Below are 20391 nucleotides of genomic sequence, written 5' to 3' on the forward strand. Positions count from 1 at the left end.
CGGGCTCCTTTTGAACGACAGTCCGCAAAGGATAGCCGTGGCCCGACTGACCGCTGGGCCACTACCCGATAAAGCCATTTCGGCGTTTTTCAGCCCGCCGCTTGAACCGCTTCGGCCCATGCAGGATCAGCTTCTTGCAGCTCCACCGAGCAGACGCTGATCAGGTTGCGAAGTTTTTCCGCAATCACTTGCGCACGGTGCCAGCTTAAACCGTCGATGACGATCTCGATGACCAGCCAGTCGTCCTGGCGCTGCACGTTGACCTGTTCCGGCGTGAGCAATTGCAAGGCGAACAGGTTGAGGGCGCGACACAGCAGGTCGGGTTCTGCCTCGGCCAGCATTTGATAGCGAACGCGGCAATGGGCGTTGCCGACGTTCCAGACATCGGCACGGGCAGGTGGGGTGTTCACGGCTTCGAGATACGGCATGGTCAGGCTCCAGAATAACTGGAGAAATGTTTACATCCTGTGCCGGGCATTTCTTCTCTATGATTGGCAACATTGCAGGAATTTAGAATTAATCAATTCGCTTGACGATCAGAAAAGGGTTTTTTATGCAGAGCGAGCTGGATAGCTACGACCGCAAGATCCTCGCCTTGCTGCAAGAGGATGCTTCGCTTTCCAGCGCGCAGATCGCCGAGCAGGTGGGGCTCTCGCAATCGCCGTGCTGGCGGCGGATTCAGCGGATGAAAGAGGAGGGCATTATTCGCGGCCAGGTGACCTTGCTTGACCGCAAGAAAATCGGCCTGAACACGCAGATCTTCGCCGAGGTGAAACTCAATGCTCACGGGCGTTCGAACTTCACCGAATTCACCGAGGCGATTCGCGGCTTTCCGGAAGTGCTGGAGTGCTACGTGTTGATGGGGGCGGTGGATTTCCTGCTGCGGATTGTCACGGCGGACATCGAGGCGTATGAGCGCTTCTTCTTTGAGAAGCTGTCGATGGTGCCGGGGATCCAGGAGGTCAATTCGATCGTGGCGTTGTCGGAGATCAAGTCGACTACCAGTTTGCCGGTCTGAGATTTTGCGGTGAATGTGCCGGCCTCTTCGCGAGCAGGCTCGCTCCCACAATGACCGCATAAATCCTGTGGGAGCGAGCCTGCTCGCGAAGGCGGTATTACAGACGCAGCAACATTTTCCAGGCACGGGTCTGATACACCGCAATTGCCTGCTGCTTGCGCGCATCCAGGACTTCATCGGTGATCGATTCGTTGGCCAGTTGTGCCAGCTTGTTCAGCTCACCGTACAGGCGATCCATTTCCGGGATCTCCAGCACGCTACGCGCATGGTGCAGCCAGACCTGGATGCGTTCGATGCGCGGCAGTTGCTCGGCCAGGTCTTCCGGCTGTTGCTGGTAGCGCTGCAATTGCAGCGAGTTGGCTTCTTCGCCCAGCAGGCGCGGCAACCAGCTGCCCAGTTGCGCAGCGCCCTGGCGATTGCCACGGGTGTTGCGGTCGGCGGCCCAGGTGTGGGCCAGCAACCAGCGCGAGGTGCTCAGGGAGAACAGGCCCCAGCGCGGGTCTTCGAGTTCTTCGAGGAACTGCTCGGGTGCGGCCTTGCGCACGTCTTCATCATCCAGGCCGGCCTGGACCAGCGGACGCCAGTCCTCCAGCAAGGCATCGAGGGCGATACGCAGGTCGTGGGTTGACTGACGCGGAGCGGCCTGGCCCAGGCTGCTGATCAGCGCGCGCAATTCCGCGAGGCTTTCGACCCAGTCCTGCAACAGGCGCCAATGGCCGTTGAAGCGATACTGCTCGGCCAGACGCTGGCTGCTGCCCAGCAAATGCCAGCACAGTGCGGCGAACGCGTCGTCCAGCGGCGTTTCGGCGGTGATCTGCGGCGCCGGCAGGCTCAACGAATAACTATGGGCGTCGTACAAGCGATAACCGCGCTCGGCCTTGCTGATGTCGCATGGCATCAGGGCCAGTTTCTCGGCCAGCTCGGCGGCCAGTTCCAGCAACGCGGCCGGCTCGCCTTCACGCAGTTCCAGTTCCAGCTCGCAGATTTCTTCTTTCTGCTTGCCGACCACGACGTGACCCAGGTCCAGCGCGGCTTCGATGACCACTTTGGTCTTGCCACGACCCCAGGCGATTTCCGCGCGTTCGCGGACGAAGTCGGTGGTGAAGATTGGCTTCAGGGTTTTCTTGTCAAGTTCGGCCAGTTCCTCGGGCCAGCATTCGCCGTCGAGTTTCTTCAGGTCAAGCTTGGCTTTGGGCAGGTTCCAGTCGTACTCGTTACGTACCGACAGACCGGCGACGCTCTGGCCGCGGGTCTTGAGGGTCTGGATCACTTCGTCGCCATCCTTGCGCAGGCGCAGGGCGACCTTGGCCTGGGCCAGGTCACGCTCGGGCGTGTCGAAGTACTGGTTCATCAACTCACGGCGTTCCCAGCCACTTTTGTTGCGTTTTTTCAGTAATGGGTGCTCGCGCAGGGCGGCGAGGGTTTCGCGGCTGACGCGGAGTTTGATTTCGGTTTCTTTCTGCATGGCCGGAAAATCCAGGATCGGGAGCGCAGCCGGGGGAATGTGTGGCTGCCAAGGTCGTGCAGTGTACAGGACTCAAGGTTAGTACGCGCCGCGACGGTTTATTCCTGTCATCGGTTGGTTCTATGATGGACCTCAATTCGGGAGCCGGGAGTCAGCGATGCCATTGCCGTCGATGAAAGAACAATTCGCTGCGCTGATCGCTGCACCGTCCGTCAGTTGCACCCAACCCAGTCTCGATCAGACCAACCGCCCGGTCATCGATCTGCTGGCGACGTGGCTCGGTGAGCTGGGTTTTACCTGTGAGATCCAGCAGGTCAGCCCCGGCAAGTTCAACCTGCTGGCCAGTTTCGGTTCCGGCCCCGGCGGCCTGGTGCTGGCCGGGCACAGCGACACTGTGCCGTTCGACGCTGCGCTGTGGCAAACCGACCCGCTGAAGCTGACTGAAGTCGACGGTCGTTGGGTTGGCCTGGGCAGTTGCGACATGAAGGGTTTTTTTGCCCTGGCGATCGAGGCAGTCATACCGCTGCTCGATCAGCCGTTCAAACAGCCGTTGCTGATTCTCGCCACCTGCGATGAAGAAAGCTCGATGGCCGGCGCTCGCGCACTGGCCGAAGCGGGACGACCGCTGGGGCGGGCGGCGGTGATCGGCGAGCCGACCGGGCTCAAGCCGATCCGCATGCACAAAGGCATCATGATGGAGCGCATCGACATCCTCGGTCAGAGCGGCCATTCCTCCGACCCGCGCCTGGGCCACAGCGCCCTGGAAGCCATGCACGATGCCATCGGTGAACTGCGTGGCCTGCGCTTGTTATGGCAGCGCGAATTTCGCAATCCACAGTTTGGCGTGCCGACGCCCACGATGAATTTCGGCTGCATCCATGGCGGCGACAATCCCAACCGCATCTGCGGCCAGTGTTCGCTGGAGTTCGATCTGCGGCCGCTGCCCGGCATGGACCCCAAGGTCCTGCGCGCCGAGATCCTGCAGAAGCTCAAGCCGGTTGCCGAGCGGCATCAGGTCAAGATCGATTACGCGCCGTTGTTCCCCGAAGTGCCGTCATTCGAGCAGGCCGAGGACGCAGAGCTGGTGCGCCTTGCCGAAAGGCTTACCGGCCACAGCGCCGAAGCAGTGGCATTCGGCACCGAAGCACCTTATCTTCAGCGCCTTGGCTGTGAAACGCTGGTGCTTGGCCCGGGTGATATCGCCTGCGCCCACCAGCCGGGGGAGTACCTCGAAATGTCACGTTTGCAGCCTACGGTGCATCTATTAAGGCAACTGATCGAGCACTATTGCCTGACACCCCTGTAGGAGCGAGCTTGCTCCGGGCGGCGTTCCGACGATGGACGTTAACGATGACGAGTATTGCCTGAAAGAACGCGGCGACCTCAAATCCATCGCGAGCAAGCTCGCTCCTACAGGGTTTTGCAGTTAAATTGCCGATGTCCCAACCCGTATTCATGAGGAGAGCGCGCGTGTCGCCAAGCCTGTTCCGACGATAACCATCAGCCCGCTGTGCGTTTTCAGTTTCGCCCTTTTTTCGGCTGCTATTTATTACAGGCCCAGGTTCATGCCCGAATACGTCAATTGGCTTCGTCACGCTTCGCCTTACATCAACGCCCACCGCGATTGCACCTTTGTCGTCATGCTGCCCGGCGATGGCGTTGAACACCCGAATTTCGGCAATATCGTCCACGACCTGGTGCTGTTGCATAGCCTGGGTGTGCGTCTGGTGCTGGTTCACGGCTCCCGGCCGCAAATCGAAGCGCGCCTCGCCGCCCGTGGCCTGACCCCGCATTACCACCACGGCATGCGTATCACCGATGCCGCGACCCTGGAGTGCGTGATCGACGCGGTTGGCCAGTTGCGCATTGCCATCGAGGCTCGCCTGTCGATGGACATGGCTTCGTCGCCAATGCAGGGCTCGCGCCTGCGGGTAGCCAGCGGCAACCTGGTGACGGCACGGCCAATCGGCGTGCTTGAAGGCGTCGACTATCACCACACCGGCGAAGTGCGCCGGGTCGACCGCAAGGGCATCAATCGTCTGCTGGACGAGCGCTCCATCGTGCTGCTGTCGCCGCTGGGCTATTCGCCGACCGGGGAGATTTTCAACCTTGCCTGTGAAGACGTCGCCACCCGTGCGGCCATCGACCTGGGTGCGGACAAGCTGCTGCTGTTCGGCGCTGACCTGGGCCTGATCGACGAGCACGGGCGCCTGGTGCGCGAACTGCGTCCGCAGCAAGTGCCGGCGCATCTGCAACGGCTGGGCAGTAACTATCAGGCTGAATTGCTGGACGCCGCTGCCGAAGCTTGCCGTGGCGGTGTGGCCCGCAGCCATATCGTCAGTTATGCCGAAGACGGTGCACTGTTGACCGAACTGTTCACCCGCGATGGTGGCGGTACGCTGGTGGCCCAGGAACAGTTCGAAGTGGTACGCGAAGCGGCCATTGAAGACGTCGGTGGTTTGCTGGACTTGATCAGTCCGCTGGAAGAGCAAGGCATCCTGGTGCGCCGTTCCCGCGAGGTGCTGGAGCGCGAGATCGAGCAATTCAGTGTGGTTGAACGCGAAGGCATGATCATCGCCTGTGCAGCGCTGTATCAGATTGCCGACTCGGATGCGGGTGAGCTGGCCTGCCTGGCGGTGAATCCGGAATACCGCCATGGCGGTCGCGGCGATGAGTTGCTGGAGCGTATCGAAACCCGCGCACGGGCGCAGGGGTTGAAAACCTTGTTCGTCCTGACCACCCGCACCGCGCACTGGTTCCGCGAACGTGGTTTCGAACCGAGCAGTGTCGACCGACTGCCGTCTGCGCGGGCGTCGCTGTACAACTATCAGCGTAATTCGAAGATCTTCGAAAAAGCCCTTTGATCAGGGTACGGTCCCTGTAGGAGCAGTCGGTCGACGCTCCTACAGAGGTCGGTGGAGTTACTGGGTGACAAACTTCGCGCTGACATACGGCGAATAATCCGGCAGCACCGTTTCAACCTTCCCTTGTTCCTTCAAGAACTTCGCCGTCTCGCCAATGGCCTTGGCCGTGCCTCCGTCCAGCAGCGCGGTGCTCTGTTGTGCCTTGGCATCCGGGAAGGCGGAACCGGCCAATAGCTCCGGTACATCAGCGGCGTTGGCGCCGGTCAGTTTGGCGATTTTCTGGACGGGCACCGAATCAACGGTCCATTGGTCCTTGTGGGCGGCATAGTCGGCGAACGAATCCAGGGTGACCCTGGCGAACTTGGCCACGACCTCCGGATGTTTTTCGGCGTAATCCTTGCGCGCCACCCAGACCTCAAAGGTTGGTGCACCCCATTGGCCTACCTGCGCAGCGTCGGTCAGGGTCTTGCCAGTCTTGCGGATTTCCCCCAGGGCGGGCGACCAGACAAACGCGCCATCAATATCGCCGCGCTTCCAGGCTGCCGCGATTTCCGCCGGCTGCAGGTTCACCACTTTGACTTTCGAGCTGTCCAGGCCCCAGTGTTTCAGCGCACCGAGCAGGCTGTAGTGGGAGGTTGAAACGAAAGGCGTGGCGATGGTCTTTCCGATCAGATCTTGCGGTTTTTCAATGCCGCTGCCGTTGCGTACCACCAGCGCTTCGGCGGCATTGATCTGGGCCGAGACGATGAACGCGACGATCGGCAGGTTGCGCGAGGCGGCAGCGGCCAGCGGACTGGAGCCGAGATTGCCGATTTGCACATCGCCCGAGGCAATCGCCGTGACCACTTCCGGACCGCTGTTGAAGCGCCGCCAGTCGATGGGCTGGCCGATGGTTTTTTCATAAAGGCCATCGGCCTGGGGGACTTTGCTGGGGTCGATTCCGGTTTGATAGCCGACGGTGAGGTTCGCTGCCTGTGCCGTGAAAGAAAATGCCAGCGATACACAAACTGTAACAATTGATCCGGATAGTGCGCGTTTGGTCGTCATGGGATCGCCTTTGGGTAAAGGATTTGTTTCCGATTTATGTAGGAAACTAAACGATCTAAAAAATAGAAAATAAATACCGTTTAGTAATTAGCTTATGGGCAGAACCGTCTATTCTGGGGTAATCGTGCAGTGGGGAGCTAAATTCCTAAACGGTATTAGAAAAGAATCGGGTAATTCTTTTCAGGTTCATGACGAAATCATGACCCTGCAGGGACCAAAAAATCGGGGATTAGACTATGGTCGTAGACACATATGGTTACGATTGACTTATGGGTCACGGTCTGGCGCTAATCGCGCATCTTAGGATTTCGGGCGTCGACTCGAGACCAGGAATACAAGAATTAGAATCGAGAGGAGCTACACAATGAACAAGTCCAACTTGGCTTTGGCCGTGGCCATAGGGGTTTTGGCGCAGCAGGCAGGCGCCGCGGGGTTCCTGGAAGACAGCAAGGCTTCCATCAGCTCTCGCACCATGTATTACGACGCCGATGTGCGCGAAGGTGCGAGCACGCCTGCTAACCGTCAGCGAGAAACCGCAGAGGGTCTGAAGTTCGATTACCTGTCCGGTTTTACCCAGGGTACCGTAGGTTTTGGTATCGACGCCCAGGCTCTGGTGGGTATCCACCTGGATGGCGGCAAGGGACATCACCCGACCGGTAATGCCAACTCCTTCTTCCCTAGCGATGGCAAAGAGGCGGCCGACGAGTGGAGCCGTCTGGATGGCAACGTCAAGGCGCGCTTCTCGAAGACCGAAGCCCACCTGGGTGGTGCTCTGGCACCTAACCTGCCGATCCTGATCGCGAACGACAGCCGTTTGCTGCCGCAGACCTTTGACGGTGGCACCATCACCTCCAAAGAAATCGACAACGTGACCTTCAACCTGGGTCAACTGGAGCACGCGTCGGGTCGTGCCTCCTCGAACCGCACTGGCCTGTCTGTGGCTGGCGCGACTGAGGACAGCAACCAGTTCCGTTACGCCGGTGCCGACTGGAAGGTCACCAAAGACCTCCTGCTGCAGTACTACTACGCGAACCTGGAAGACTTCTACAAACAGAACTTCCTCGGCCTGGTGCACGTCTACCCGATCGCGGCCAACCAGTCGTTCAAGACCGATATTCGCTACTTCGACAGCAGCTCCGACGGCAAGAACGGTGACCCAGGTTTCCGTTTCAACAACAACAACGGTTTCGCCAAGAACCCGGGCGAGGTCGATAACAAGACCTGGAGCGCCACATTCACCTATACCCTGGGTGGCAGCGCGTTCCTGCTCGGCCATCAGCGTGTCAACGATGACGGCGGCTTCGTGTTCCTGAACCAGGGCAGCCTGATCGATGACAAAGGTCGCCAGGAAGGTGCCGGCGGCTCCAGCTTCTACTCGTTTACCGATGCCACGGTGGGCAGCTTCATCCGCGCCGGTGAAAACACCACGTACGGTCAGTACTCCTATGACTTCGCCTCCCTGGGCGTACCAGGCCTGAAAGCTTCGATTGCTTACCTGAACGGCCAGGACATCAAGGCTACCAACGGTGTTGGCAAAGACCTGAGCGAGCACGAGACTGACGCGCGTATTGACTACGTGATCCAAACGGGCGTGCTGAAAGGCTTTGGTACGACGCTGCGTCACGGTACCTACCGTGGCAACACCAGCACCCTTGATCAAGACCAGACCCGTCTGATCTTCAACTACACCTACAGCTTCATGTAATAGCCACAAGAAAAAGCCCCGTCCATTGGCGGGGCTTTTTTTCGTACAGAGCTTTATATTCCATAAACAAAGATGCTATTTCTTTTTTATTCTTTTTAGTTTTTTTATCCGCACACTAAAGTGCGCCTGTCCGACACTCATCCCTGAGCTCGGATTTGGCAATTTCGTCCCTCGACAATCGATCAGGTTCAGGAATCGGCCTTGGTGCCGATACCTCGGTTCTGCCGTGGGAAGTCATATTCCATAGTGATATTAAAAAGGCTCAATAAATTCTTTTTGGCTTTAATGCCATGTATCCTGCGGCCCGCAAAACGACCGGCTTAGACGGTTTGCCGCGAAATTATGCATTCAGGATCCCGGGCAATCGATTCGGGACCAGAAACATCAGAATTAGAAACGAGAGGAGCGAAACATGAACAAGTCCACCCTGGCCATGGCTGTGGCCGTCGGGGTATTAGCCCAGCAGGCAAGCGCCGCGGGTTTTATCGAAGACAGCAAGGCAACATTGGGGCTGCGTAACTTCTACATCAACACTGACTACCGTGACGGTGCCGGTGCCAACAAGAACGAAGAATGGGGCCAGGGCTTCGATCTGCGTTTCATCTCCGGCTACACCCAGGGCACCGTCGGCTTCGGTATCGATGCGATCGGCCTGTTGGGCGTCAAGCTGGATTCGGGTGGCGGCACCAACGGCGCCACGGCGACCTCTTACGGCGGCACGGTTTTCCCGAGTAAATCCAACGGCGAGGCGGTAGATGATTTCTCCAGCCTGGGCCTGACCGCCAAAGCCAAGGTTTCCCAGACCGAACTGAAGCTGGGCACCCTGCAGCCGAAAAACCCGGTGATCGTGACCAACGATGGCCGCTTGCTGCCGCAAACCTGGCAGGGTGGCCAGATCACGTCCGGCGACATCAAGGATCTGACGCTGGTCGGTGGCCAGATCGAAGCCGTCAAAGGCCGTAACTCCAGCAACAATGAGCAGATGTCGATTTCGGGCGCGAACACTCGCGGCACCAAATTCCGCGACAGTAACAAGTTCATCTATGCCGGTGGCGACTACAAGATCACCAAGGACCTGACTGCCCAGTACTACTACGGCAACCTGGAAGAGTTCTACAAGCAACACTTCCTGGGTCTGGTTCACAACTGGGCTATCGGCCCTGGCGTGTTGAAGTCGGACTTCCGTTACTTCAACAGCTCCGACGACGGTGCCAACGGTCACGACCCTCTGTTCTTCAGCACTGGCAACTACAGCGGTGCAGCCAACGGTAAAGGCAAGGTCGACAACAACCTGTACAGCGGCCTGTTCCTGTACAGCGTTGCCGGTCACACCTTCGGTGGCGGATACCAGGTCAGCAACGGCAGCAGCGACTTCCCTTGGCTGAACCAGGGCGACGGTTCGTCGAACTACACCATCACTGACTCGCAAATCCAGAAGTTCGGCCGTGCCGGCGAGAAGACCTGGCAGGCACGCTACTCGTTCGACTTCGCCAAGGTCGGCGTACCTGGCCTGACGGCGGGTCTGGTGTACTTGCATGGCGACGATATCGACACCGTCAACGCCAAGGGTGGCGAGGCGGCCAATGGTGCTTCCGAGTGGGAGCGCGATCTGAGCGTGGCTTACGTCGTTCAGGAAGGTCCGCTGAAGAACCTGGGTCTGGCGTGGAAAAACGCTACCTGGCGCACCGACCTGCCGAACACCCGTTCGCAGGACGAAAACCGCCTGATCGTCAGCTACTCGATCCCGCTGTTGTAATAGCGCTCGCGTAACCGAGACAAAAAAGCCCCGCCCGGTATTGCACCGGGCGGGGCTTTTACATTTTCAAGACGGGTTCACCCCCGTAATCCCGTCTTGAAGTTCCCTCTTTGCAGCAACTCAAGGCCTTCTCGAACCTTGTGGCCGATGTTCGGCGGGTTGTTCGCGCGCGTCCAGTGAACAGATCTTTAATATTTCATTATGATCTAAATAAATCGATATTTATTCTTTTTAATAGATAAAAAACACAGGCACAGTTGAACCCATCAAGCACTCAAAAGGAGCAGCACCATGGGTCTCAGACTTGGCGACATCGCCCCCGATTTCGAACAGAACTCCAGCGCCGGCATCATCCGATTCCACCAGTGGCTGGGCGATAGCTGGGGTGTGCTGTTTTCCCATCCGGCGGATTTCACGCCAGTGTGCACCACCGAACTGGGTTTCACCGCCAGGCTCAAGGAGGAATTCGCGGCGCGCGGCGTCAAGGCTATCGCCCTGTCCGTGGACCCCGTCGAGTCGCACCACAGGTGGATCGAGGACATCAACGAAACCCAGGACACCGTGGTCAATTTTCCAATCCTGGATGACGCCGACCGCAAGGTCTCGGATCTCTACGACCTGATCCATCCCAACGCCAACGACACCCTGACCGTGCGTTCCCTGTTCGTGATCGACCCGAACAAAAAGGTCAGGCTGACGATTACCTACCCGGCGAGCACCGGCCGCAATTTCAATGAAATTCTGCGGGTGATCGACTCGCTGCAACTCACCGACAACTTCAAGGTGGCCACGCCGGCCAACTGGCAGGACGGTGACGAAGTGGTGATCGTGCCGTCGCTCAAGGATGAGGATGAAATCAAACAGCGCTTTCCCAAGGGTTATCGTGCCGTTAAGCCTTACTTGCGCCTGACGCCACAGCCGAACCGGTAAGTCTTCAGCATTTTTGGCGCAACTGATGCCGCCAACGCGAGCAGGCTCGCCCCACAGTTGATCGCGTACCCCTGTGGGAGCGAGCTTGCTCGCGATGGCGCCCGTTCAGACGCAACAGGACTCAAAATTTGTACCCACAAAGCAGGGGATTTCAGGCCGTTTCGACGGCCTGTTTTTTTGCCTGGAAGAAATGAGTTTTCATATCTCATAAAGGCATAACCAAATGAATAAATATGATTTATGGATATATTAATCAGCTGTTAAGGTCACTCCATCGAAGCGAGATCGCAAACCGCGAATCGCCAGCCCTACGCAAGGAATCGTCTGAATGTTGGTTGTTTCACTCGGTGGCAGTCCCAGTCAGCGCTCTCGTTCAGGGGTGCTGTTGGATCGCTCCCGGCAATGGTTACAAGAGCAGGGCGTGGAAGTGGTGAGTTATCAGGTGCGGGACTTCCCGGCCGAGGACTTGCTGCACGCACGCTTCGACAGCCCCAAGGTAATCGACCTGCTGCAACAGATTGAAAACGCCGATGGCCTGCTGATCGCCACACCGGTTTACAAGGCATCGTTTTCCGGAGCCCTGAAAGTCGTGCTGGACCTGCTGCCCGAACGCGCCCTGAGCCACAAGGTTGTTTTGCCAATGGCCACTGGCGGCAGCATCGCCCACATGCTGGTGGTGGATTACGCGCTCAAGCCGGTGCTGTCGGCATTGAAGGCCCAGGAAATGCTGCAGGGGATTTTCGCCGTCGACAGCCAGATCGCTTACGGCGAAGGCAGCGCCCTGGCGCAATTGGCACCGGAGCTGGAGCAACGTCTACATGAAGCGCTGGAGCAGTTTTCCAGCGCCATGGCGCGACGGCCCAAGCCGCTCGATCCGAACCTGTTGAATGACCGTTTGTTGAGTGCTCGCTGGAGCATTTAAGCCTCACCGAAAATTGAAGTACTGGCCTTACTCGCCCGCCAACGGGCAAGCAGGTGCAGCCAAAACCCAACTGCAAAAAGGAGAGCGCCATGCGCCCTGTCATTTTGCGTCGTGGTCTGGTCGCTCTGTTTGCTGCGGCTTTGACCTTCGGCGCCATTACTCAAGCTCAGGCCGAGACATTGCGAATCGGCTATCAGAAATACGGCACCCTGGTGCTGCTCAAAGCCAAGGGCACCCTGGAAAAACGCCTCGCTGCCCAAGGCGTGGACGTGCAATGGACCGAATTCCCCGGTGGCCCTCAACTGCTGGAAGGCTTGAACGTCGGCTCCATCGACTTCGGCGTTACCGGTGAGACTCCGCCAGTGTTCGCTCAGGCGGCCGGTGCCGATTTGCTTTACGTCGCCTACGAACCACCAGCGCCGCACAGTGAGGCGATCCTGGTGCCGAAGGACTCGGCAATCAAGTCGGTGGCAGAGCTCAAGGGCAAGAAAGTCGTGCTCAACAAAGGCTCCAACGTGCACTACTTGCTGGTGCGTGCACTGGAAGACGCCGGCCTCAAATACACCGACATCCAGACCGTATTCCTGCCGCCGGCCGATGCCCGGGCCGCGTTCGAGCGTGGCAGCGTCGACGCCTGGGTCATCTGGGATCCGTACCAGGCTGCCGCCGAACAGCAACTGCAAGCGCGCACCCTGCGTGATGGCCAGGGCATCGTCGACAACCATCAGTTCTACCTGGCGACCAAACCTTACGCGCAAAAGAATCCCGAGGTGATCAAGACCCTGGTGGAAGAAGTGCGGGCGGTGGGCGAGTGGTCCAGGGCCAATCCCCAGGACGTGACCCAGCAAGTGTCGCCACTGCTCGGCCTGTCGACGGACATCACCCTGACCTCGGTGAAACGCCAGGGTTACGGCGCGCTGTTCCTCACGCCTGAAGTGGTCGCCGCACAGCAGAAAATCGCCGACAGCTTTTACCAGCTCAAGCTGATTCCAAAGCAGCTCAGCATCAAAGACGTGATCTGGACGCCGCCGGCTGCCGTGGCCAAAGCCCAATAATTCGATTCCCCAAGGAGACCACTCCATGAGCCTCAATATCTTCTGGTTCCTGCCTACCCACGGCGACGGCCATTACCTTGGCACCGCCGAAGGCGCCCGCGCCGTCGACCACGGCTACCTGCAACAAGTCGCGCAAGCGGCGGATCGCCTGGGTTTCGGTGGGGTGCTGATTCCCACTGGCCGCTCTTGCGAAGATTCTTGGCTGGTGGCGGCGTCGCTGATCCCGGTGACCCAGCGCCTGAAGTTCCTTGTCGCCCTGCGCCCCGGGATCATTTCCCCGACGGTGGCGGCGCGTCAGGCCGCGACCCTGGATCGGCTGTCTGGCGGGCGGGCGTTGTTCAACCTGGTGACGGGCGGTGATCCGGAGGAGTTGGCGGGCGATGGTCTGTTCCTTAGCCACGAAGAGCGCTACCAGGCCTCTGTGGAGTTCACCCGCATCTGGCGCCGCGTGCTGGAAGGCGAAACCGTCGATTACGACGGCCAGCACATCAGCGTGAAGGGTGCGAAGTTGCTCTATCCGCCAATCCAGCAGCCGCGTCCGCCGCTGTACTTCGGCGGCTCGTCGGAAGCCGCGCAAGACCTGGCGGCAGAGCAGGTGGAAATGGTCCTGACCTGGGGCGAACCACCGGCCGCCGTCGCGGAAAAAATCGAACAGGTCCGCGTCAAAGCCGCCAAGCTCGGACGCACCGTGCGCTTCGGTATTCGCCTGCACGTGATTGTGCGTGAAACCAACGATGAGGCCTGGCAAGCCGCGGATCGACTGATCTCCCATCTCGACGACGACACCATCGCTCGTGCCCAGGCTTCGCTGGCGCGTTTCGATTCGGTCGGCCAGCAACGCATGGCCGCATTGCATGGCGGCAACCGCGACAATCTGGAGGTCAGTCCTAACCTGTGGGCCGGTGTTGGTCTGGTGCGCGGCGGTGCCGGCACGGCGCTGGTGGGCGATGGTCCGACCGTGGCCGCCCGCGTGAAGGAGTACGCGGACCTGGGTATCGACACGTTTATTTTTTCCGGATACCCACACCTGGAAGAGTCGTATCGGGTGGCGGAGTTGTTGTTCCCGCACCTCGATGTCGAGCGCCCGGAACTGCCGAAAAGTGCCGGCTACGTCAGCCCGTTCGGCGAGATGGTCGCCAACGACATTCTGCCCAAAGCCGCGTCCCAGAGCTGAGGCGCAGTCATGAAGAAAATCATCCACAGCCTGGCGCCCTGGGCATTGCCGGTGTTGCTGCTGGCGGTGTGGCAGTTGAGTGTGTCGGTGGGCTGGTTGTCGACACGGATTCTGCCGGCACCGATCGCCGTGATCGAAGCCGGCGTGAGCCTGGTGCGCAGCGGCGAAATCTGGACGCACCTGGCCATCAGTGGCTGGCGTGCCGCGTTGGGTTTCATCATTGGCGGCGGCATCGGTCTGACCCTGGGCTTTATAACCGGCCTGTCGAAGTGGGGCGAGCGCCTGCTCGACAGTTCGGTACAGATGATCCGCAACGTGCCGCACCTGGCGCTGATTCCGCTGGTGATTCTCTGGTTCGGCATCGACGAGTCGGCGAAGATTTTCCTGGTGGCGCTGGGCACGTTGTTCCCGATTTACCTCAACACCTATCACGGCATTCGCAACGTCGACCCGGCGCTGGTGGAGATGTCGCGTAGCTATGGCCTGACCGGTTTCAGCCTGTTCTGGCAGGTGATTCTGCCAGGGGCGCTGCCTTCGATTCTGGTCGGCGTGCGTTTTGCCCTGGGTTTTATGTGGCTGACGCTGATCGTCGCGGAAACCATTTCCGCGAGTTCCGGCATCGGCTACCTGGCCATGAATGCCCGGGAGTTTTTGCAGACTGACGTGGTGGTGCTGGCGATCCTGTTGTACGCGGTGCTCGGCAAGCTGGCCGACCTCGCGGCCCGTGGACTTGAGCGTGTGTGGCTGCGCTGGCACCCGGCGTATCAGGTTGCCAAGGGAGGTGCGGCATGATCGCGGAGCAACCTCCACGCCTGTTGCGCGGGATTCCGCTGGCGGTGCGCAAGCTGCAAAAAAACTTTGGTGCGCGGCAGGTGCTGCGTGAGATTGACCTGCACATTCCGGCCGGCCAGTTTGTCGCCGTGGTGGGCCGCAGTGGTTGCGGTAAAAGTACCTTGCTGCGCTTGCTCGCCGGTCTCGACCAGCCAACGGGCGGTGAATTGCTGGCCGGTGCCGCGCCACTGAGTGAGGCGCGGGAGGACACGCGGCTGATGTTCCAGGAAGCGCGATTGCTGCCCTGGAAAAAGATCATCGACAACGTCGGTCTTGGCCTCAAGGGCAACTGGAAGCCGCAAGCGTTGCAAGCCCTGGAAGCGGTGGGCCTGGCCGATCGCGCCGATGAGTGGCCGGCCGCGCTGTCCGGTGGACAGAAACAACGCGTGGCGTTGGCTCGTGCATTGATTCATCAGCCGCGCCTGCTGTTGCTCGACGAACCCCTGGGCGCGCTGGATGCCCTGACCCGAATTGAAATGCAGCAACTGATCGAACGGCTCTGGCAGCAGCATGGCTTCACCGTGTTGTTGGTCACCCACGACGTCAGCGAAGCGGTGGCGATAGCCGATCGGGTGATCCTGATCGAAGAGGGCGAAGTCGGTCTCGACCTGCACGTCGAACTGCCGCGCCCCCGGGTCCGTGGCTCCCATCGGCTGGCGGCGCTGGAAACCGAAGTGCTCAATCGCGTGCTGGCGCTGCCCGGCCAGCCGCCGGAACCGGAACCTGTTTCACCCTTGCCTACGCAATTGCGTTGGGCTCAATAACTCAAGTCTTATCCCACGACAGGAATCAACATCATGACGATCAAAGCCATCAACGTTCGTAACCAGTTCAAAGGCTCCATCAAGGAAATCGTCCTCGGCGACGTGCTCTCGGAAATCGACGTGCAGACCGCGTCCGGCATCGTCACTTCGGTGATCACCACTCGTTCGGTGAAAGAGCTGGAACTGGCGGTCGGCAGTGAAGTGATCGCGTTCGTGAAATCCACCGAGGTGTCGATCGCCAAGTTGTAAGCCGTGCGTGCAAACAACAACCCCGAAGGGTTTGAGCCCTTCGGGGTTTTTTGTGTGCGGAGGACGGTCGTCCTTAGCATAACTGTAAACACAAACCATCTTGCCGAGCTTTGGAAATAAAACCCGGCTATGCGAGGGTTCGAGTAATTATATTTCTTTCAAGATGGTTTCCGGCGATATTGTTTTTTACGGTAATAATTCGACTTTGCATGCCCGGACTCCTTTTGTAAGTAGCCCGAACAAAGTGACTAACAGATTGTTGCATCGAGTGTGGATAAATCCTCATGAACATCGATCCTTTCCCAAAGATTTTGCCAAGTATAGATTTGGATACGACGACCAGATCTGATATGTTCCCTGCTTTCCGTAAGGCATATATACAGGAAGGATATGGCTACGAAACAGGATGCAAAGGCGCATTGGCGACTCAACCGTGGGTATCGAGAATTTGGTCGTGAGCAATGGTCTTCATTTCGGGACGACGCAGCGATGAATCTCTCGCCCGTGGAAATGAATGCACTGATTAGTCCTACTCAGCCGATGACAGCGGATGATGTAATAAAGATATTGCTTCCTTTGTGTCGACTACTGAGTCTTCACCGCGCGTCAGCGCGGTCTGTTTCTCAGGTACAGGCCGAATTTCTTGGCACCCCATCGTGGAAGGTTCCGTATATTATCGGCATATCCGGCAGTGTCGCGGTCGGCAAAAGCAGCTTTGCCAGAGTGTTATCGGCACTCTTGTCATCCTCGCCTGGTTCACCCGTTGTGCAGTTGGTCACCACGGATTCCTTTCTCTACCCCCTTGCAACACTCGAGAAGGAAAACCTTTTACATAGAAAAGGCTTTCCCGAGTCGTACGATAAATTGCTACTTCTTGATTTTCTTCTCTCTGTACGCAATGAAGCAAAGGATGTTCAGATCCCGATATATTCTCATGTCCGCTATGACATCCTTCCAGACAAGAAACAGTTGATACAGTCCCCCGATATCATAGTGTTGGAGGGGTTGAATGTACTGGAAGAGGATAAATTGCAAGGGTTAAGTGTTTTGGACTTTATAGACTTCTCTATCTATATTGATGCTTCGGTAGGCGCTATCAAAAGATGGTATCTCGAACGATTTGTCTATTTGAAGAACACTGCGTTTCAGTCTTCTGAGTCATATTTTAATAAGTTCAAGCACTTGTCGGATGCCGAGGCTGTTTCAATGGCGTCCAATACTTGGGATCGAGTCAATCTGATAAATCTTCTCGAAAATATCCTTCCCACGCGAGACAAGGCAAGCGTGGTTATCAACAAATCAGCTGACCATTCTATCGACAAGATTTTGCTTCGGGTTATTTAAGACGATGGTCTGCACGGACAAGAGTTGGGAGATCAGTTCGTGACAGGCCGTTTGGGCAAATACGGCGGCAAATACAACCCGATGTAAGCATCAAACACCCGCATCCCTTCCTCGGCCATGCGCGGTGTAATCTGCCCGTGCTGCTGCACCGAGCGCGCATACACCCGGTCACCCAGTTCCATGGCCAGGGCGAACACATCGACATCGCTCGGCAATGTCGGCAGTTCGAAGTGATGGTCGAACAGCTTGTGCATCAGGTCGCCCAGTTCGATGTCGTGCTGGCGGTCGGCCTGGGTGACTTCGGTCAAGCCGTGCTGGGCCAGGATGAGTTGGCGGGCGGCGGCGTCCTCTGCGTAGATGTCCAGCATGCGTTGTTCTACCAGTCGCGACAGATCGCGCCAGCCGTTCAAGGCATGGTGATCGATGGGGGCTTGCAGGCAGGCGCGGAAGGCGGCGTGGACATCGGCGGTCAAGGCTTCAAGCAGGGCCGGCACGCTGGCGAAGAAGTGGTAGACCGAGGAGGGCGGTATCTCGGCGCGCTCGGCGACGCTGTAGATCGACAGACTGGCCACACCCTCGGCAGCCAACAGCGTGCGGGCCGCATCGAGTATCGAATCGATCCGGGCCTGGCTGCGTGCGCGGGGTTTGCGGGGGGTGGCTACGCGTGTCATTGGAGTCTCCTGCGGGGCAGCGGGCATTGTACGAGGCAGGTGGCACCTTGTCTGTATGGGCTCCGCTGCCCGAATCAACTGTCAGGACTGTTTAGCCGCCGACGTGCACACTCCGACCGTTCAAGGGTTGAACTGGGCGTGCATTCATCGGATAGAGCGCCTGGAAAGCCTCCAATTGCGCGCGGGAAATTTCCAATGGAGTGGTCAGCACATTCCAGCGCACGCCTTCGGTACAGGGAGGTGTTGTCAGGGAGCCCATGTAGGAATAGGCGTTGTGGTTTGCAGGTAATAGCTGCGCAACGTTCATCGCTTCCAGGTTCGCAGCGCCGCCTGTATTTTTTGGCATGGCTGCCAGGATTGGCTCCAGGGTCGGGTTGTGTGCACCCTCTTCAAACAGCAAGGCCACCACGGCCAGTTCGCCTGCAGCATTGCGGTGAACCAGATGCGCGTCCAGAGGATAGGTGCGCCCCTGGATCATTTCTTCACTTGGCGTATGAAAATGCATTTGCACGAATGAGTACTGACCGGATTCCAGGGTGATGCCTCCGGCATCGACCGGCGTTACCTGAATTGTGTGGCCGTTGTTCGACACAGTGGCTTTGCTTGGCTGATAAGCAACGTTCAATATCTTGGCGTCAGTCTTGACCGCGTCACGAATATCGATGGGCGACTGTGTTTGGCCAGACGAGCAGAGGCTGTACTCGCTCTTCAGTTCACCCCAGTTTTGTGGACCGGTGGGGGCGGAGTAACTCCATGGGGTCGTGTCGCCGGCGGTTGCCCAGGCGGTCGAGCACAAACCGGCGACGGTCAGAGTCATGGCTGTACCCAATAGCTGTTTTTTCATGTTTGTTCTCGTGCGTAGTCAGGAAAGCGGGAAGAGTCCCGGTGTCCGGAGTGTGAGGTGGTGGTCAGGGTGCAGATGTCGTCAGGGTCTGACGAATCCGTAGGTATTTTCCTTGGTTTTTGGTCGTAAGCATTCCATAACAAATCGCGAGCAAAAAAAACGCCGCAGGCTGTGAGGCCGGCGGCGTTTTTCACTGCAACCGCTTACACGGTATGCAGATACCAGTTGTACTCGAGGTCGGAGATGGAGTGTTCGAACTCCTCCAGCTCGCTCTCTTTACAGGCCACGAAGATATCGATGTATTTCGGATCGATGTACTTGGCCATGACTTCGCTGTCGTCCAGCTCGCGCAGGGCATCGCGCAGGTTGTTCGGCAGGCTCTGCTCGTTCTGCTCGTAGCTGTTGCCTTCGACCGGAGCACCCGGTTCGATCTTGTTGACCAGGCCGTGGTGTACGCCTGCCAGGACCGAAGCCATCAGCAGGTACGGGTTGGCATCGGCGCCGGCCACGCGGTGCTCCAGACGCACGGCGTCGGCGGAGCCGGTTGGAACGCGCAGGGCCACGGTGCGGTTGTCCAGGCCCCAGCTTGGCGAGTTCGGCACATAGAACTGTGCGCCGAAACGACGGTACGAGTTGACGTTCGGGCAGAGGAAAGCCATCTGCGCCGGCAGGGTCTCGAGCACACCGCCGATCGCGTGACGCAGTGCGGCGTTCTGCTCGGGATCCTCGCTGGCAAAAATGTTCTTGCCATCTTTATCGAGAATCGAGATATGGACGTGCAGACCATTACCCGCCTGGCCTGGATACGGCTTGGCCATGAAGGTGGTGTCCATCTCATGGTCGTAGGCGATGTTCTTGATCAGACGCTTGAGCAGGACCGCGTAGTCGCAGGCCTTGATCGGGTCAGCCACATGGTGCAGGTTCACTTCGAACTGCGCCGGGGCACTTTCCTTGACGATGGCGTCGGCCGGAATACCTTGCTCTTTGGCACCTTCCAGAATGTCCTGGAGGCAGTCGACGTATTCGTCGAGGTCGTCGATCAGGTAGACCTGTGTCGAGTGCGGACGCTTGCCGGAAACCGGCGAGCGAGGTGGTTGTGGACGACCGTTCACGTTCTCCTGGTCGATCAGGTAGAACTCCAGTTCGAACGCGGCGCAGATGGTCAGGCCCATTTCGTCGAACTTGCGCACCACATTGGCCAGCACTTCCCGCGGGTCGGCGAAGAATGGCTCACCTTCGAGTTCGTGCATGGTCATCAGCAGTTGCGCGGTCGGGCGCTTCTGCCATGGCTCGTTGCACAGGGTATCGGGGATTGGATAGCAGATTCGATCGGCGTCGCCGATGTCCAGGCCCAGGCCGGTGCTTTCCACCGTGGAGCCGTTGATATCCAGGGCAAATAGAGAGGCCGGCAGGTTGATGCCTTTCTCGTAAACCTTGTGGAGGCTGGTGCGTTCGATGCGCTTGCCGCGCACCACACCATTCATATCCGCAATCAGAAGGTCGACGTACAGAACCTCAGGATGTTCCTTAAGGAACGCGTTCGCTTCGTTAAGCTGAACGGCACGCGGGGGTACCGACATGATGCAACACCTTTGTTGTTAAAAATATCAATCATTGATCTTTTCAGATTCCAGTCAACCCGAACGGCATGCCGAAGTCAAGCGAGGCCTTTTTTGCCCTAAAAAAGCGCTCGTGTGGCTTTTTTGAGGCACTTTAGGGCGTTTTCAATCCGCTGGACGCGGCGGCGGCCGC

At 58.4% G+C, this 20391-nt stretch carries 19 protein-coding genes; 13 read left to right on the forward strand and 6 right to left on the reverse strand.

Annotated features, from left to right (window positions below; genetic code table 11):
* Positions 1-89: 89 nt before the first annotated feature.
* Positions 90-428: a hypothetical protein gene (locus CAF65_RS10960; protein WP_085716292.1), complete on the reverse strand. Its 339-nt coding sequence runs from the start codon at positions 426-428 to the stop codon at positions 90-92.
* 125 nt (positions 429-553) lie between these two features.
* Here CAF65_RS10960 and CAF65_RS10965 point away from each other — a divergent pair, with 125 nt between their 5' ends.
* Entirely contained in the window at positions 554-1018 is a 465-nt protein-coding gene (locus CAF65_RS10965) for an Lrp/AsnC family transcriptional regulator (RefSeq protein WP_008015415.1), read from the forward strand.
* A gap of 97 nt (positions 1019-1115) precedes the next feature.
* On the opposite strand, the gene CAF65_RS10970 is transcribed toward CAF65_RS10965, so the two are convergent.
* Positions 1116-2483: an inorganic triphosphatase gene (locus CAF65_RS10970; RefSeq protein ID WP_085716293.1), complete on the reverse strand. Its 1368-nt coding sequence runs from the start codon at positions 2481-2483 to the stop codon at positions 1116-1118.
* A gap of 157 nt (positions 2484-2640) precedes the next feature.
* Here CAF65_RS10970 and argE point away from each other — a divergent pair, with 157 nt between their 5' ends.
* Complete coding sequence (argE, locus tag CAF65_RS10975; RefSeq protein WP_085716294.1) at positions 2641-3789, forward strand: acetylornithine deacetylase; 1149 nt, start codon at positions 2641-2643, stop codon at positions 3787-3789.
* Positions 3790-4048: 259 nt separating this feature from the next.
* Complete coding sequence (argA, locus tag CAF65_RS10980; RefSeq protein WP_007978929.1) at positions 4049-5347, forward strand: amino-acid N-acetyltransferase; 1299 nt, start codon at positions 4049-4051, stop codon at positions 5345-5347.
* 57 nt (positions 5348-5404) lie between these two features.
* On the opposite strand, the gene tauA is transcribed toward argA, so the two are convergent.
* Positions 5405-6394, reverse strand: a complete 990-nt coding sequence (tauA, locus tag CAF65_RS10985) for a taurine ABC transporter substrate-binding protein (RefSeq protein ID WP_085716295.1) — start codon at positions 6392-6394, stop codon at positions 5405-5407.
* A 364-nt stretch (positions 6395-6758) separates the two neighbouring features.
* Here tauA and CAF65_RS10995 point away from each other — a divergent pair, with 364 nt between their 5' ends.
* The 10 genes from CAF65_RS10995 (at position 6759) to coaA (ending at position 17124) form a co-directional block, all read left to right on the forward strand.
* A complete protein-coding gene (locus tag CAF65_RS10995; RefSeq protein ID WP_085716297.1) occupies positions 6759-8099 on the forward strand; it encodes an OprD family outer membrane porin in 1341 nt (446 codons plus the stop codon).
* A 412-nt stretch (positions 8100-8511) separates the two neighbouring features.
* Positions 8512-9855 carry an OprD family porin gene (locus CAF65_RS11000; RefSeq protein ID WP_085716298.1) on the forward strand — a complete coding sequence of 448 codons (1344 nt, stop codon included), beginning with the start codon at positions 8512-8514 and terminating at the stop codon, positions 9853-9855.
* Positions 9856-10146: 291 nt separating this feature from the next.
* Positions 10147-10785 (forward strand): peroxiredoxin, encoded by a 639-nt coding sequence (locus CAF65_RS11005; protein ID WP_085716299.1) that lies wholly within the window; start codon positions 10147-10149, stop codon positions 10783-10785.
* Positions 10786-11113: 328 nt separating this feature from the next.
* Entirely contained in the window at positions 11114-11707 is a 594-nt protein-coding gene (gene ssuE, locus CAF65_RS11010; protein ID WP_085716300.1) for an NADPH-dependent FMN reductase, read from the forward strand.
* A gap of 89 nt (positions 11708-11796) precedes the next feature.
* Entirely contained in the window at positions 11797-12762 is a 966-nt protein-coding gene (locus tag CAF65_RS11015) for a sulfonate ABC transporter substrate-binding protein (RefSeq protein WP_085716301.1), read from the forward strand.
* Between the two features lie 25 nt (positions 12763-12787).
* Positions 12788-13936, forward strand: coding sequence for an FMNH2-dependent alkanesulfonate monooxygenase (ssuD, locus tag CAF65_RS11020; protein ID WP_085716302.1), 1149 nt, complete (start codon positions 12788-12790; stop codon positions 13934-13936).
* 9 nt (positions 13937-13945) lie between these two features.
* The gene (ssuC, locus tag CAF65_RS11025) at positions 13946-14728 is read left to right on the forward strand and encodes an aliphatic sulfonate ABC transporter permease SsuC (protein WP_085716303.1); all 783 of its coding nucleotides are present in this window, start codon (positions 13946-13948) and stop codon (positions 14726-14728) included.
* A complete protein-coding gene (gene ssuB, locus CAF65_RS11030; RefSeq protein ID WP_085716304.1) occupies positions 14725-15531 on the forward strand; it encodes an aliphatic sulfonates ABC transporter ATP-binding protein in 807 nt (268 codons plus the stop codon). The genes ssuC and ssuB overlap by 4 nt, the downstream gene beginning before the upstream one ends.
* Positions 15532-15564: 33 nt before the next feature.
* Entirely contained in the window at positions 15565-15780 is a 216-nt protein-coding gene (locus tag CAF65_RS11035) for a molybdopterin-binding protein (protein WP_007967989.1), read from the forward strand.
* 390 nt (positions 15781-16170) lie between these two features.
* Positions 16171-17124, forward strand: a complete 954-nt coding sequence (gene coaA, locus CAF65_RS11040) for a type I pantothenate kinase (protein WP_085716305.1) — start codon at positions 16171-16173, stop codon at positions 17122-17124.
* A 32-nt stretch (positions 17125-17156) separates the two neighbouring features.
* Here coaA and CAF65_RS11045 read toward each other — a convergent pair whose 3' ends face one another.
* The 3 genes from CAF65_RS11045 to CAF65_RS11055 form a co-directional block, all read right to left on the reverse strand.
* Entirely contained in the window at positions 17157-17795 is a 639-nt protein-coding gene (locus tag CAF65_RS11045; protein ID WP_085716306.1) for a TetR/AcrR family transcriptional regulator, read from the reverse strand.
* Positions 17796-17886: 91 nt separating this feature from the next.
* Positions 17887-18639: a carbonic anhydrase gene (locus tag CAF65_RS11050; RefSeq protein ID WP_085716307.1), complete on the reverse strand. Its 753-nt coding sequence runs from the start codon at positions 18637-18639 to the stop codon at positions 17887-17889.
* A 203-nt stretch (positions 18640-18842) separates the two neighbouring features.
* Positions 18843-20219 carry a glutamine synthetase family protein gene (locus CAF65_RS11055; protein WP_008015393.1) on the reverse strand — a complete coding sequence of 459 codons (1377 nt, stop codon included), beginning with the start codon at positions 20217-20219 and terminating at the stop codon, positions 18843-18845.
* Positions 20220-20391 lie beyond the last annotated feature (172 nt).

The sequence above is a fragment of the Pseudomonas sp. B28(2017) genome, assembly GCF_002113025.1.
Taxonomy (GTDB): Bacteria; Pseudomonadota; Gammaproteobacteria; order Pseudomonadales; family Pseudomonadaceae; genus Aquipseudomonas.

What these genes read in the sequence shown, in the direction of transcription:
- CAF65_RS11035 (WP_007967989.1), top strand. Translation starts at nt 15,565, where the DNA reads ATGACGATCAAAGCCATCAACGTTCGTAACCAGTTCAAAGGCTCCATC.
- CAF65_RS10965 (WP_008015415.1), top strand. Translation starts at nt 554, where the DNA reads ATGCAGAGCGAGCTGGATAGCTACGACCGCAAGATCCTCGCCTTGCTG.
- coaA (WP_085716305.1), top strand. Translation starts at nt 16,171, where the DNA reads ATGGCTACGAAACAGGATGCAAAGGCGCATTGGCGACTCAACCGTGGG.
- CAF65_RS10970 (WP_085716293.1), bottom strand. Translation starts at nt 2,483, where the DNA reads ATGCAGAAAGAAACCGAAATCAAACTCCGCGTCAGCCGCGAAACCCTC.
- ssuE (WP_085716300.1), top strand. Translation starts at nt 11,114, where the DNA reads ATGTTGGTTGTTTCACTCGGTGGCAGTCCCAGTCAGCGCTCTCGTTCA.
- ssuD (WP_085716302.1), top strand. Translation starts at nt 12,788, where the DNA reads ATGAGCCTCAATATCTTCTGGTTCCTGCCTACCCACGGCGACGGCCAT.
- CAF65_RS11050 (WP_085716307.1), bottom strand. Translation starts at nt 18,639, where the DNA reads ATGAAAAAACAGCTATTGGGTACAGCCATGACTCTGACCGTCGCCGGT.
- CAF65_RS10960 (WP_085716292.1), bottom strand. Translation starts at nt 428, where the DNA reads ATGCCGTATCTCGAAGCCGTGAACACCCCACCTGCCCGTGCCGATGTC.
- CAF65_RS11055 (WP_008015393.1), bottom strand. Translation starts at nt 20,219, where the DNA reads ATGTCGGTACCCCCGCGTGCCGTTCAGCTTAACGAAGCGAACGCGTTC.
- tauA (WP_085716295.1), bottom strand. Translation starts at nt 6,394, where the DNA reads ATGACGACCAAACGCGCACTATCCGGATCAATTGTTACAGTTTGTGTA.
- CAF65_RS11015 (WP_085716301.1), top strand. Translation starts at nt 11,797, where the DNA reads ATGCGCCCTGTCATTTTGCGTCGTGGTCTGGTCGCTCTGTTTGCTGCG.
- CAF65_RS11000 (WP_085716298.1), top strand. Translation starts at nt 8,512, where the DNA reads ATGAACAAGTCCACCCTGGCCATGGCTGTGGCCGTCGGGGTATTAGCC.
- CAF65_RS11045 (WP_085716306.1), bottom strand. Translation starts at nt 17,795, where the DNA reads ATGACACGCGTAGCCACCCCCCGCAAACCCCGCGCACGCAGCCAGGCC.
- ssuB (WP_085716304.1), top strand. Translation starts at nt 14,725, where the DNA reads ATGATCGCGGAGCAACCTCCACGCCTGTTGCGCGGGATTCCGCTGGCG.
- argE (WP_085716294.1), top strand. Translation starts at nt 2,641, where the DNA reads ATGCCATTGCCGTCGATGAAAGAACAATTCGCTGCGCTGATCGCTGCA.
- CAF65_RS10995 (WP_085716297.1), top strand. Translation starts at nt 6,759, where the DNA reads ATGAACAAGTCCAACTTGGCTTTGGCCGTGGCCATAGGGGTTTTGGCG.
- ssuC (WP_085716303.1), top strand. Translation starts at nt 13,946, where the DNA reads ATGAAGAAAATCATCCACAGCCTGGCGCCCTGGGCATTGCCGGTGTTG.
- CAF65_RS11005 (WP_085716299.1), top strand. Translation starts at nt 10,147, where the DNA reads ATGGGTCTCAGACTTGGCGACATCGCCCCCGATTTCGAACAGAACTCC.
- argA (WP_007978929.1), top strand. Translation starts at nt 4,049, where the DNA reads ATGCCCGAATACGTCAATTGGCTTCGTCACGCTTCGCCTTACATCAAC.